The sequence below is a fragment of the Actinomadura sp. CNU-125 genome (assembly GCF_001942465.1).
In the GTDB taxonomy this organism is placed as follows: domain Bacteria; phylum Actinomycetota; class Actinomycetes; order Streptosporangiales; family Streptosporangiaceae; genus Spirillospora.
The window spans coordinates 1-12,189 of the sequence record NZ_MKJY01000152.1 but is presented as its reverse complement, the minus strand read 5'-3'; the positions used below and the strand labels follow the sequence as shown (position 1 = coordinate 12,189).

Genomic DNA, 12,189 nt, shown 5'->3' with positions numbered 1-12,189 from the left:
GCCGGGCAGATCGCGCAGATGCACCCGTTCGCGCTGCGCCAGGCCAAGCGCGCCGTCAACCAGACCCTCGACGTCCAAGGCTTCTACGCCGCGATCCAGTCGGTGTTCGACACCCACCAGACCGGGCACGGCAACGCCCTCAGCGTCGGCGGCTACCCCATCCTGATGAAGCTCGACGGCATGAAGGACAAGATCAAGTCACAGTGACGACGCGACGGCGCCCGGCACCGGTGTGAGCGGATTCCTGGAGGTCGCCGACCTGCCCGAACGCGTCGCGGAGGCGTGCTGCCGGCTCGGCGAGACGGCCGCCGGGACCGGCGACCCGACGTTCGCCGGACCGGCCCGCGGGCTTCGCACCCGGTCGCCGATCGGGTCACCGGTCGGAGCGCCCTAAAACCCGTCCGTTCCGGGCGAACTTACGGTAAAGCGGCGGCATCGAACTGGTGGAGGGCGGGCGATCCGGTCGGCCGCCCTCCGGAGATCTTTTCTGGACAGCCGACGACGCGAACTGGATACTCACGGACATGGACGGTGGGCCTTCATACCCGGTGCGGGCGTCCGACGGCGAACGCGACCGGGTGCTGCGCGTCCTCGGCGACCGCGTGGCCGAAGGCCGCATCTCCCACGAGACGTTCGAGCGGCGCGTCGACATGGCGCTGCAGGCCCGCAGCCGCGCCGAACTGGACGAGATCGTCCACGACCTGCCGCCGCCCGGCCGGGTGGTCGGCCGGCTGACCGGGCTGGTGTCCTCGTTCTCGCAGGCGACCGCGCGCATCGAGGCGGCCTGGCGGGCGCCGCGGCTGCCCCGGTTCGCGCTGCCGACGGGCGGGCCGTCGCGCATCGTGGTGGGGCGCGCCCCCGCCTGCCAGTTCGTGCTGAGCGACCTGACCGTCTCGCGCTTCCACGCCGAGATCTACCGCAGCGGCGAAACCTGGATGATCTCCGATCTCGGGTCGATGAACGGCACCAGAGTGAACGGCTGGCGGCTGGCCGCGCCGCGCGGGTGCGTCCGGGGGACGAGGTCGGCTTCGGCGACTCCAGCTTCATCGTCACCGCGAACTGACCCCGGGTCCGGAACCGCGTCCGGCCGGATGCCCGGTATGACCGAACATGGCACGACAGGGAGTTCATATCGCGGACATGATGTGCGCGGGTGGGAGCGGAGGCGCGGTCCGCATCCGGTAGATTCGGCGCTTTGCCGGTCCTGAGCGGGGCGGGCGCCTTGACACAGTAAGGTTCGCCCGGTTCGGGTGGTGGCCGGGCGCGACGACGAGGAGGACAATCCGTGCAGATCGGGTTCGCCGTACCGGTGGCGGGGGCGTGGTCGACCCCGGCCAACCAGGTGCTGATCGCGCAGCGCGCCGAGGAGCTCGGCTACGACTCCCTGTGGACGCTGCAGCGCGTGGTCAACCCGGCCGATTCCGCGGATCAGACGTACCGCAACGTCCCCGACCCGCTGGTCACCCTGGCGTACCTCGCCGGGTACACCGCGCGGGTGCGGCTCGGCGTCGCCGTGGTCAACCTGCCGTTCTACTCCCCCGCCCTGCTCGCCAAGCAGGCGATCACGCTCGACCACGTCACCGGCGGGCGGCTGGACCTCGGGCTCGGCCTCGGCTGGATGCCCGAGGAGTTCGCCGCCGTCGGCGCGTCCATGGAGCGCCGCGGCGCCCGCGCCGAGGAGTTCATCGGGGCGCTGCGCGCCTTCTGGACGGGCGAGGCCGGGCAGGTCAGCGAGTTCCACGGCGAGTTCTACGACGTCCCGCCGGTCACCATGGACCCGCGGCCGCTGCAGGATCCGGAGCCGCCGATCCTGCTGGGCGGCGCGTCCGAGCCCGCGCTGCGCCGCGCCGGGCGGCTCGCCGCCGGCTGGGTCAGTTCCAGCCGCGCGAAACTGGCCGACATCGGACGTTCGATCGACATCGTCCGCGAGGCTGCCGAGAAGGCGGGGCGGGACGCCGCCGCGCTGCGGTTCGTCTGCCGCGGGGCGGTGCGGATCCGTGAGGAGGGCGACGACGCGTCCGACATCGGGACGGGCGCCGACCGCAGGCCGCTGACCGGCACCTACGACCAGATCGTCGGCGACTTCGACGCGCTCGCCGAGCAGGGCGTCACCGAGCTGTTCCTCGACCTGAACTTCGACCCGCGGCTCACCGGCCCGGACGCCGACCCGTGGGACTCGATGTACATCGCGCGGGAAGCGCTGGAGGCGCTCGCCCCGCGCTGATCCCCCGGCCCGGTCCCGGGCCGGGCGTCAGTCCTCGGGGCCGGTCGCCCGGCCGTCGGGCCGGGGCGGCCGGCCCTCCCACGGGGTGCTGAGGACGACGGTGGTCCGGGTGGCGACGTTGGCCGCCGCCCGGATCCGCTGCAGCAGGTCCTCCAGCTCGTTGGGCGATCCGACGCGCACCTTCAGGATGTAGCTCTCGTCCCCGGCCACCGAATGGCACGCCTCGATCGCGGTGAGGTGCGCCAGCCGCTCGGGGGCGTCGTCGGGCGCCGACGGGTCGATCGGCTTGATCGACACGAACGCGGTCAGCGGCAGGCCGATGCGCGCGTGGTCGAGCCGCGCGGTGAACCCCTGGACGACGCCGCGCTTCTGCAGCCGCCGCACCCGCTGGTGCACCGCCGACACCGACAGGCCGGTCTCCTTGGCCAGGTCGGTGAAGCTCATCCGCCCGTCGTCGGCCAGCAGCGCAAGGATCTGACGATCGATCTCCTCCACGAGGGGAATCTAGCGCGCCCGCGGGACCGCCGGTGCCCGCACAGATCACAGATCGGCGCCATCCTCCGCCGATCCCGGATGATTCGTGAGATTTCACCTCACGGGATTCCGCCCCGTCAGCGGCGTCCGGTGCGCAGCGCCCCGCAGGACCCGCGGACGACGAGCTCGGTCGCAGCCGGACCGGCCCGCCGCGCCGCGCGCCGCGCGGCTCGCGCAGCAGCAGCTCGCACGCCCGGTACCCGATGTCGCGGCCGGGCCGGGCGACGGCGGTCAGCGGCGGGTCGCACAGCTCCGCCCACGGGACGTCGTCGACCATCGCGATCGACACGGTCGGCGGGCACCCGCAGGTCCAGTTCCCGCGCCACGAGCACGGCCGCCTCGCCGAGCAGGTGCTCGGCGGCGACGACGGCGGTCACGTCGGAGCGGCGCTGCAGCAGCCCGGCGGCGGCCGCGTAGGCGGCGTCGCGGGCCGGGCGGGCCGGCCGCGACGAGGTCCTCCTCGACGGGGACGCCCAGCCGGTCGAGGGTGTCGCGGAACGCCCGTTCCCGCACGCCCGGCTCGCCGCCGGGGGCGGCGGCGCCGAGGAACGCGATCCGCCGGTGCCCCAGCCCGACGAGGTACTCCACCAGCGACCGGACGCCGCCCGCGTCGTCGGCGAGCACGGTGGGGATCTCGGGGAGGCCCGGCAGCACCCGGTCGGCGAACACGACGCTGGAGCAGACGCGCGCGGCGGCGCGCCAGTCGGCGGTCTCCCCCGCCGGGCGGGCGATGATCCCGTCGACGCGCTGCTCGACGAACCGGTCGACGATCTCCGCCTCGCGTTCGGGGTCGCCGTGCGCGGCGTCCACGATGACGTGCCCGCCGAGCGTCCGCGCGCAGGCGAGCACCCCGGCGGTCAGCTCGGCGCAGAACGGGTCGGTCACGTCCGGGACGATCAGGCCGATGCCGCCGGAGCGCCGCAGCTTCAGGCCGCGGCCGAGGGCGCTCGGCCGGTAGTCCAGCTCGCGGGCGGCGGCCAGGACGCGCTCGCGGGTGGCCTCGGCGACCGCGCCCGTCCCGGAGAACACGCGCGACACCGTGGCGATGCCCGCCCGCGGCGGCCGCCACGTCCTTGATCGTCGCCGACCGGCGTTCCGCCATCGGCCGTCCTTCCTTCGGGAGGTTTTCGATCATCTTCTCATAACGGATTCTCCCCTGGAAACGGTTCCATGATGTTTACTCCACTCAAGTCAGTAAAAGCCCTGCTCGCCAGGGTATTGAGGAAACGTTTCCACAAGGAGCACGAGGGATCCGATGGCGAAGATCACGCTGGACCAGGTCGACAAGGTGTACTCGGGCGGCGTCAAGGCCGTGGACGGCCTGAACCTGGAGATCGGCGACGGCGAGTTCATGGTGCTGGTCGGCCCGTCCGGCTGCGGCAAGTCGACCGCGCTGCGGATGATCGCCGGGCTGGAGGAGATCAGCGGCGGGAAGATCTCCATCGGCGACCAGGTCGTCAACGACCTCGCCCCCAAGGACCGCGACATCGCGATGGTCTTCCAGAACTACGCGCTCTACCCGCACATGACCGTCGAGCAGAACCTCGCGTTCGGCCTGAAGCTGCGCGGCACCCCCAAGGCCGAGATCAAGCAGAAGGTGCAGGAGGCCGCCAAGATGCTCGGCCTCGAGCAGTTCCTGTCCCGCAAGCCCGCCGCGCTGTCGGGCGGCCAGCGGCAGCGCGTCGCGATGGGCCGCGCGATCGTCCGGCAGCCGCAGGCGTTCCTGATGGACGAGCCGCTGTCGAACCTCGACGCCAAGCTGCGCGTGTCGATGCGCGCGCGCTCAGCCAGCTGCACGAGCGGCTCGGCGTCACCACCGTCTACGTCACCCACGACCAGATCGAGGCGATGACGCTCGGCACCCGCGTGTGCGTGCTGCGGGACGGCGTCCTGCAGCAGGTCGACACGCCGCAGCGGCTGTTCGAGAACCCGGTCAACCTGTTCGTCGCCGGGTTCATCGGCTCGCCCGCGATGAACTTCGTCACCGCCGACCTCGCGCGCGCCGACGGCGGTGCGCAGGTCTCGTTCGCCGGCTACACGCTGCCCGTCCCGGACGCGACGCTCGACGCCAAGCCCGCGCTGCGCGACTACCTCGGCAAGCAGATCATCCTCGGCATCCGCCCCTCGGACTTCGAGGACGCCGCGCACGCCAAGCCCGACTGGGCGCCGATGTCGGTGCGCAGCAGCGTCACCGAGGAGCTCGGCAGCGAGATCAACGTCATCTTCACCATCGACGCCCCGCCGGTCGAGCACAAGGACACCGCCGACCTCGCGCGCGACGAGTCCGAGGGCGAGGACGACATGGCGATCCCGCTGGCCGAGAACAAGGCGCTGTGGACCGCCCGCGTCAACTCCCGCTCGCAGGTGCGGCCCGGCCAGCACGTCGACCTCGCCGTCGACACCGGCCGCCTGCACTTCTTCGACCCCGCCAGCGGCCTGGCCATCGGCCGCCCCGGCCGCGCGCCGGGCGCCGCGGACGTCACCAAGACCGACGCCTGACGGCCGGCCCCCTGGGGAACGGACGCGACGGACGGGACGGGCGGTGCCCGCGGCCTCGGGGTGGGGCCGCGGGCACCGCCCGTCCGTGCGTTACTTCCGCCCGCTCACTCGACGGCGCTCACTCGACGTGCTCACTCGACGTGCTCACTTGACGGAGCCGGCGAGGACGCCCTGCACGAAGTACCGCTGGAACGCGAAGAACACCGCCAGCGGGACGATCAGCGACAGGAACGCGCCCGGCGCCAGGATGTCGATGTTGCCGGTGAACTGCCGCATCTGCGACTGCAGCCACTTCGTCATCGGCTGCGCCTGCGTGTCGGCGAACACCAGCGCCACCAGCAGGTCGTTCCACACCCACAGGAACTGGAAGATCCCGAGCGAGGCGATCGCCGGGCCGCCCAGCGGGAAGATCACCCGCCGGAAGATCGTCCACTCCGAGCCGCCGTCCATCCGCGCCGCCTCCAGCAGGTCCCGCGGGATCGCCGCGAAGAAGTTGCGCAGGAGGAAGATGGCGAACGGCAGCCCGAACGCCACGTGAAACAGGACCACGCCGGTGACCGAGCCGAACATCTGGAACCCGCCGACCTCGATGACGCCGTACAGCTTCGCCACCGGGATCAGCGCGACCTGCACCGGCACCACCAGCAGCGCCACCACGATCAGGAACAGCCAGTCGCGGCCGGGGAACTCCATCCACGCGAACGCGTATCCGGCGAGCGCGGCGATCACCACCACCAGCACCGTGGCCGGGACGGTGATCAGCATCGTGTTCCAGAACGAGTCGACGAAGTCGCCCCGGCCCAGCAGCGACGAGTACGCGTCGAACGTCAGCTGGGACGGCTCGGTGAACACGTTCCACCAGCCGCCGGCGTTGTTGTCCTCGGTGGAGCGCAGCGACGCGACGAGCAGGCCGAGCGTCGGCACCAGCCAGAACAGCGCGATCAGCACCAGCAGCGCCTGCGCCGCCCCGCCGCCGAGCTTCCCGACGATCCGCGCCGCGACGCTCCGGCGCGGCGCGCCCGACGCGCCCTTCGCACCCGCCCGTTCCGCGACGGCCTCCGCCTTCGCGGGCTCCGTGTTCTCCGCCGCGGCCGTCTCGTCCGCGGCCGTCTCGTCGGGAGGAGTCTCGTCCGAGGCGGACCTGTCCGTGCCGTCCGCGGTGCTCATTTCCGCTCCTGCTGCATTCGCCGGATGTTGAACAGCATGGCGGGCAGCACCAGCAGGAACAGCAGCACGGCGATCGCGCTGCCGGCCCCCTGGTCGTTTCCGCCGCCGAACGACTCGGTCCACATCTCCAGCGCCAGCACGCTGGCGTTCGGGTCGCCGCCGCCGATGATGTAGACGAGGTCGAAGACCTTCAGGACGTTGATGGTCAGCGTCACCAGCACGACCATCAGCACCGGCGCCAGCAGCGGGATCGTCACCCGCCGGAACACCTGCCATTCGGTCGCGCCGTCCACGCGGGCCGCTTCGAGCGCGTCGCGCGGGATGGCGGCGAGCCCGGCGGCGATCAGCACCATCGCGAACCCGGCCCACACCCACAGGTACGACCCGATGATCGCGGGGGTGATGAGGGTGCCGCCGAGCCATTCGGCGCCCCGGTACGCCTCGGTGAAGTTGTCCTGCGGCAGCCGCACCGTGACCTGCCCGGATCCGACGTCCTCCAGCGTGAACGTCCCGTCCGGGCCGGTGGTCGCGGTCGCCACCACCTCCCCGCCGCGGACGGCCTCCACGCGGACGTCCGGCAGCCCGCTCTCGCCCTGGTTCGGCTGGTTGAGCGCACCGCCGCCGCCGCGGGTGAAGTCGAACCACACCGTGCCGGTGATCTCGCCGGACCCGGCCTTCGGCGGGCTCGCCGCCGGTTCGGCCGTCTCCGGCAGGTACTCGGGCTTGACCTTCACCAGCGGCAGGATCACGGTCTGCCCGGCCGTCACCGGACGCGCGGCGACGACGGCGCCGCCGTCGTCGCGGACCGGCTGGTCACCGGCGGTGCGGGGGCCCGCGCCGGGGTAGGTGCGGTCGGTGCTGAACATGTCGTGCACGGCGACCATCGCGGCGTTGGCGACGCCCTTGTCGGGGTCCTGCTGGTACACCAGCCGGAAGATCACGCCGGACGCGAGGAAGGAGATCGCCATCGGCATGAAAACCACGAGCTTGAACGCCGTCGCCCACCGGATCCGCTCGGTGAGGACGGCGAACACCAGGCCGACGATGGTGACGATCGTCGGCGCCACCACCACCCAGATCGCGGTGTTGCGGACCGCGACGATGTTGTCGTGCCCCTGGAAGACCCCGGTGTAGTTGTCGAGGCCCGCGAAGTCGCCCGTGGCGTCGAAGAAACTGCGGATCACCGAGTAGACGATCGGGTACACGACGAGGAAGCCGAGCAGCAGCAGCGCGGGCAGCAGGAACGTGAGCGCCAGCCACGACGGCGGCGTCAGCCGCTCGCGTCCCTTGCGGCCGCGCGGGGCCGAGCCCGCGCCCGCGCCCGCCGTGCCGCCCGTAGCGCCACCGGTGCCGCCGTCGTCGGCGGCGGCGCGCCGGCCGTGACGGCCGGCGGCGTCCCGTCTTTCGGAGCCTTCATGGGGGTCCCTTACTTGCCGTACGCCTCGGCGGCCGCGGCCTCCAGCTTCTCCTGCGTCCCCTCGACGTCGGTCGGCTTCTGCACGAACTGCCGCAGCGCCTCCCACATGCCGTCGCCCGGCGTCGCGCCGAACGCGGCGGGGGTCAGGTCGGACATGTCGTAGCGGGCGGCGTCCCCGGCGGCCTGGAGCTGCTGGATCAGCTGCTTGGCGATGGGGTCGGCGTAGGAGTCCGGCGGCACGTTCTTGTTGGGGGTGAGGTAGCCGCCGAGCCCGGCCCAGGTCTTCCCGGCCTCGGGGGAGGCGAGGAACTTCATGAGCTCCTGGGTGCCCTTCTCCTCGGTCATCGCGACGCGACGTCGCCGCCGAGGATCGCCGGGGCGGTGTCGCCGGCCTGCGGGAAGGCGAACACCTTGGCGTCCGTGCCGACCTTGGCGTCGGTGGTGCCGATGTTCGCGGCGGCGAAGTCGCCGCCGTACACCATGGCCGCCTTCTGCTGGCCGAAGACCTGCGTCACCGACTCGTCGAACTTGGTCTTGGTGGCGGTGGCGACGCCGCCGTTGAGGAAGTCGGGCTCGCCCCAGATCTTCGCGAGCGTCTTCAGCGCGTCGGCGACGGTCTTGTCCGTCCACTTGATCTCGTGGTCGGCGAGCTTGTCGTAGTTCTCCGGCCCGGCCTGCGACAGGTAGACGTTCTCGAACCAGTCGGTGAGCGTCCAGGAGTCCTGCGGCCCGGCGGCCAGCGTGAACGGGGTGGTGCCGGAGTTCAGCAGGGTGGTGGACGCCGCGGCCAGCTCGTCGAACGTCTTGGGGGGCTGGACGCCGGCGGTGGAGAACGCCTCCGGCGAGTACCAGATGATCGACTTGTAGGCGGCCTTGATCATCACGCCGTAGGTCTTGCCGTCGCTGGAGCCGAGGTCCTTCCAGTACGGCTCGAAGTTCTTCTCGACCTCCGCGACGACGTCGCCGCCGAGCGGCTTGAGCTTGCCGTCCTCGGCGTACTGCCGCATCAGGCCCGGCTGCGGCAGGATCGCCACGTCCGGCGGGGTGCCGGCCGACAGCCGCGGCCCGAGGTAGGCGTCGGTGTTCTCGCCGGTGGAGGCATAGGTGACGGTCGCTCCGCTCTGCTTCTCGAACGCGTCGAGGACCTTGCGGAAGTTCTCCTCCTCCGGGCCGGTCCACTTGGCCGCGACCTCGATCTGGACGCCCTTGAGCGGGCCGTTGCCGCCGCCGTCGTCGTCCCCGCCGCACGCCGCGGCGGACGACACCAGCATCCCCGCCGCGACGGCCGCGCCGAACGCCCGGCGGCCGAACCATGAGACCCTCATCCCTCATCCTTCCTGAGCGGACCGGCCCCGTCGTCTGCTCCCCAGATCGACGCGCCGGACTCGATATCGAAGAAGTGCAGGCGGCCGGTGTCGACGCGGATCGTCACCGGGTCGCCCGCCTTCACGCGGGTGCGGGGGCTGAACCGGGCCACCAGATCGGTGCGCTCCTCGCGCGCGCCGTCCGGCACGTCGGCTCCCGCGTCGCGGGCGAGCTCCTTGGTGTCCTCGGTGACGACCGGCGCCGCCTCGACCGCGAAGTGGACGAGCACGTCCGAGCCCATCGCCTCCACCAGATCGGCGGCGGCCTCCAGCCGCGCACCCTCGGGGGCCTCGGCGAGCTCGGCGTCCTCCATGTCCTCGGGGCGGATGCCGACGACGACGTCGCGCCCCAGGTAGGACGCCAGGTCGGGGCGCTCGGTCAGCACCCCGGGCGGCAGCGTCAGCGTGCGGGCGCCGATCTCCAGGCGCGGGTTCTCCGCGTCCCCGGTGAGGGCGCCCTTGAGCAGGTTCATGGCCGGTGATCCGATGAAACCGGCGACGAACAGGTTCGCCGGCCGGTCGTAGAGTTCCTGGGGCGGCGCGACCTGCTGCAGCTCGCCCTTCTTCATCACCGCGACGCGGTCGCCGAGCGTCATCGCCTCGGTCTGGTCGTGGGTGACGTAGATGGTGGTGACGCCGAGGTCGCGCTGCAGGCGGGCGATCTCGGCGCGCATCTGGACGCGCAGCTTGGCGTCGAGGTTCGACAGCGGCTCGTCCATCAGGAACGCCTGCGGCTCGCGGACGATCGCGCGGCCCATCGCGACGCGCTGCCGCTGGCCGCCCGACAGGTTGCGCGGCTTGCGGCCGAGGTGGTCGGTGAGGCCGAGGGTCTCGGCGGCCCGGTCGACCTTCTCGCGGATCTCGGCCTTCGGCATCTTGCGCAGCGACAGGCCGAACCCGATGTTGTCGCGCACCGACAGGTGCGGGTAGAGGGCGTAGCTCTGGAACACCATCGCGACGTCGCGGTCGCGGGCGGGCACCCGATTGACGACCCGTCCGCCGATGGTGACCTCGCCCTCGGAGATGTCCTCCAGGCCGGCGACCATCCGCAGCGCGGTCGTCTTGCCGCAGCCGGAGGGGCCGACCAGGACGAGGAACTCCCCGTCGGTGATGTGGAGGTTCAGGTCGGTCACGGCCCGCGTGCCGTCGGGATAGACCTTCCCGACGCTGGTCAGGTCGACCTCTGCCACGGCGTCTCCTCTTCTTCCGGCACGGGTTCGCCGGCGGGGCCCGGGCAGGGCTCGGCCCCGACCGCACGGCAGGAGAAACGGACCCTACCCCGGCGTAACTTGAAACAAGGTGGTACAGGGCGGAACGCTCCCACCGCAATACGCGGTGTGCCGTGGAACGCATTTGGTGCAGAGATCGTTATCGAGGCGATCCCGGTCGTTGACGGGGTCGCCGGGCGGCCCATTCGAGGACGTCCGAAATGCCGGAAGGGCGGGACGAAAACGCCCCGCCCTCCCTGCTTTCCTGATCGGAAAACCCCATTTCAAGGGATTCGCCTGATCAGGCGATGATGTGTCAGTCGACGAGCACCAGCCCGCGCCCGGTCACGTTCATCGGCTCGTACCCGTCCTCGGTGCACACCACGATGTCCTCGATGCGGGCGCCGTGCGGGCCCGGGTAGATGCCCGGCTCGATCGAGAACGCCATCCCGGGCTCCAGCGGCTCGGTGTTGCCCGCGACGATGTAGGGCTCCTCGTGCGACTCCAGCCCGATGCCGTGCCCGGTGCGGTGGAAGAAGTGCTCGCCGTGGCCCGCCGCCGCGATGACGTCGCGGCCCGCCGCGTCCACCGCCTCCGGCGTCGCCCCCGGGCGGACCGCGTCGCACGACGCGCGCTGCGCCTCCTCCAGCACCGCGTAGTAGGCGCGGTAGTCGGCCGGGGCCTCCCCCACGCAGTAGTTGCGGGTGGAGTCCGAGCAGTAGCCGGACGGCATCGTCCCGCCGATGTCGACCACGACCGGCTCCCCGGGACCGATCCGCCGGTCCGACAGCTCCGCGTGCGGGTTCGCGCCGTTCGGGCCCGACCCGACGATGACGAAGTCGACCCTCTCGTGGCCCTCGGCGATGATGGCGTCCGCGATGTCGCGCCCCACCTCCCGCTCGGTGCGCCCGGGACGCAGGAACTCCGGCACCCGGCGGTGCACCCGGTCGATCGCCGCGCCCGCCTCGCGCAGCGCCGCGACCTCGGCGGCGCTCTTGCGCATCCGCAGTTCGCGCAGCACCGACCCCGCGGCGACCTGCTCGGCGCCCGGCAGCACCGCCCGGAACCGCAGCGCCATGACCGCCCACATCCGGTCGGCGACCCCCACCTTCGCGAGGTCCCGCGGCAGCCGGGCCGCGGCGAGCGCGAACGGGTCGTCGGTCTCGTCCCACGGCACGAACTCCACGCCGAGGCCGCCCGCGGGCGACTCCCGCGCGGCGGGCAGTTCCAGCCGGGGGACCATCATGAACGCGTCGCCGGACGCGGGCACCACCAGGCAGGTGAGCCGCTCGAGCGGCAGCGCGTCGTAGCCGGTCACGTAGCGCAGGTCGGGCCCCGGGGTCAGCAGCACCGCCCCCAGCCCGGCCCGCGCCGTCGCCTCCCGAACGCGTCCCGCGCCGCTCGCGCGGATACAACTCCGTCGTCACATCCGTCTCCATCTTCGCGGGTCGCGGCGCCCGCGGCCGGGGACGCCCGCCGTGCGGCGCGCCCGCCGGCGATGCGTGATCGCCGCTTCCTCCTCCCCTGTGACCTGCTCCTGTTACATTCTGCATGTGCTCCGACACAGGATGAACCGCCTCGGATACGCCTCCAGCATCGCAAGAACCGGCGGGCCGCGTCGCCCCGGGCCGTCCCGCCGGCACGGCGGCTGACCGGGTGCCCGCGAGAGAGGGCGGCCGCGCGGGCAGGCGCGAAGCGGCGCACGGCACCGAACGGACCGCCGAACGGACGGCCGCGCGGGCCGCCGCGCAGGCCGAACGGGTACGGGCCGCACGG

The 12,189-nt window shown here is 72.2% G+C and carries 12 protein-coding genes and 2 pseudogenes; 5 read left to right on the top strand and 9 right to left on the bottom strand.

Going from position 1 to position 12,189, the window contains the following annotated elements; translation table 11 throughout:
- From BJF79_RS18940 to BJF79_RS18930, 4 genes are all read left to right on the top strand, one after another.
- Positions 1–207: hypothetical protein (locus BJF79_RS18940; protein ID WP_262402258.1), on the top strand; the 207-nt coding region annotated here is incomplete at its 5' end.
- Positions 208–232: 25 nt separating this feature from the next.
- Positions 233–394: a hypothetical protein gene (locus tag BJF79_RS55555; protein WP_158079228.1), complete on the top strand. Its 162-nt coding sequence runs from the start codon at positions 233–235 to the stop codon at positions 392–394.
- 130 nt (positions 395–524) lie between these two features.
- Positions 525–1,208 carry a DUF1707 and FHA domain-containing protein gene (locus BJF79_RS18935; RefSeq protein ID WP_262402257.1) on the top strand — a complete coding sequence of 228 codons (684 nt, stop codon included), beginning with the start codon at positions 525–527 and terminating at the stop codon, positions 1,206–1,208.
- A 77-nt stretch (positions 1,209–1,285) separates the two neighbouring features.
- Positions 1,286–2,224 (top strand): TIGR03619 family F420-dependent LLM class oxidoreductase, encoded by a 939-nt coding sequence (locus BJF79_RS18930; RefSeq protein ID WP_075899209.1) that lies wholly within the window; start codon positions 1,286–1,288, stop codon positions 2,222–2,224.
- 27 nt (positions 2,225–2,251) lie between these two features.
- Here BJF79_RS18930 and BJF79_RS18925 read toward each other — a convergent pair whose 3' ends face one another.
- From BJF79_RS18925 to BJF79_RS18920, 3 genes and pseudogenes are all read right to left on the bottom strand, one after another.
- Positions 2,252–2,719 (bottom strand): Lrp/AsnC family transcriptional regulator, encoded by a 468-nt coding sequence (locus BJF79_RS18925; protein ID WP_075899207.1) that lies wholly within the window; start codon positions 2,717–2,719, stop codon positions 2,252–2,254.
- Positions 2,720–2,954: 235 nt separating this feature from the next.
- Positions 2,955–3,008: pseudogene (locus BJF79_RS67080) on the bottom strand (hypothetical protein); the annotation flags it as partial.
- Complete coding sequence (locus BJF79_RS18920) at positions 2,990–3,787, bottom strand: LacI family DNA-binding transcriptional regulator (protein WP_262402256.1); 798 nt, start codon at positions 3,785–3,787, stop codon at positions 2,990–2,992. The pseudogene BJF79_RS67080 and the gene BJF79_RS18920, both read right to left, overlap by 19 nt.
- Positions 3,788–4,013: 226 nt before the next feature.
- Between BJF79_RS18920 and BJF79_RS18915 the strand changes: the two are divergent.
- Positions 4,014–5,257 (top strand): annotated as a pseudogene (locus BJF79_RS18915) (ABC transporter ATP-binding protein).
- Positions 5,258–5,401: 144 nt separating this feature from the next.
- Here the strand turns inward: BJF79_RS18915 and BJF79_RS18910 are convergent.
- From BJF79_RS18910 to BJF79_RS18890, 6 genes are all read right to left on the bottom strand, one after another.
- On the bottom strand, positions 5,402–6,424 hold the full coding sequence (locus tag BJF79_RS18910) for a carbohydrate ABC transporter permease (protein WP_083733575.1): 1,023 nt from the start codon (positions 6,422–6,424) through the stop codon (positions 5,402–5,404).
- A complete protein-coding gene (locus BJF79_RS18905; protein ID WP_410050111.1) occupies positions 6,421–7,947 on the bottom strand; it encodes a carbohydrate ABC transporter permease in 1,527 nt (508 codons plus the stop codon). The genes BJF79_RS18910 and BJF79_RS18905 overlap by 4 nt, the downstream gene beginning before the upstream one ends.
- Complete coding sequence (locus tag BJF79_RS65685) at positions 7,851–8,186, bottom strand: hypothetical protein (RefSeq protein WP_316043384.1); 336 nt, start codon at positions 8,184–8,186, stop codon at positions 7,851–7,853. Before BJF79_RS65685 ends, BJF79_RS18905 begins: the two co-directional genes overlap by 97 nt.
- The gene (locus tag BJF79_RS18900) at positions 8,183–9,166 is read right to left on the bottom strand and encodes an ABC transporter substrate-binding protein (RefSeq protein WP_316043383.1); all 984 of its coding nucleotides are present in this window, start codon (positions 9,164–9,166) and stop codon (positions 8,183–8,185) included. Before BJF79_RS18900 ends, BJF79_RS65685 begins: the two co-directional genes overlap by 4 nt.
- Positions 9,163–10,395 (bottom strand): ABC transporter ATP-binding protein, encoded by a 1,233-nt coding sequence (locus BJF79_RS18895; protein WP_075899205.1) that lies wholly within the window; start codon positions 10,393–10,395, stop codon positions 9,163–9,165. Before BJF79_RS18895 ends, BJF79_RS18900 begins: the two co-directional genes overlap by 4 nt.
- A gap of 334 nt (positions 10,396–10,729) precedes the next feature.
- Positions 10,730–11,764, bottom strand: a complete 1,035-nt coding sequence (locus BJF79_RS18890) for a M24 family metallopeptidase (protein ID WP_262402255.1) — start codon at positions 11,762–11,764, stop codon at positions 10,730–10,732.
- Positions 11,765–12,189: the final 425 nt, after the last annotated feature.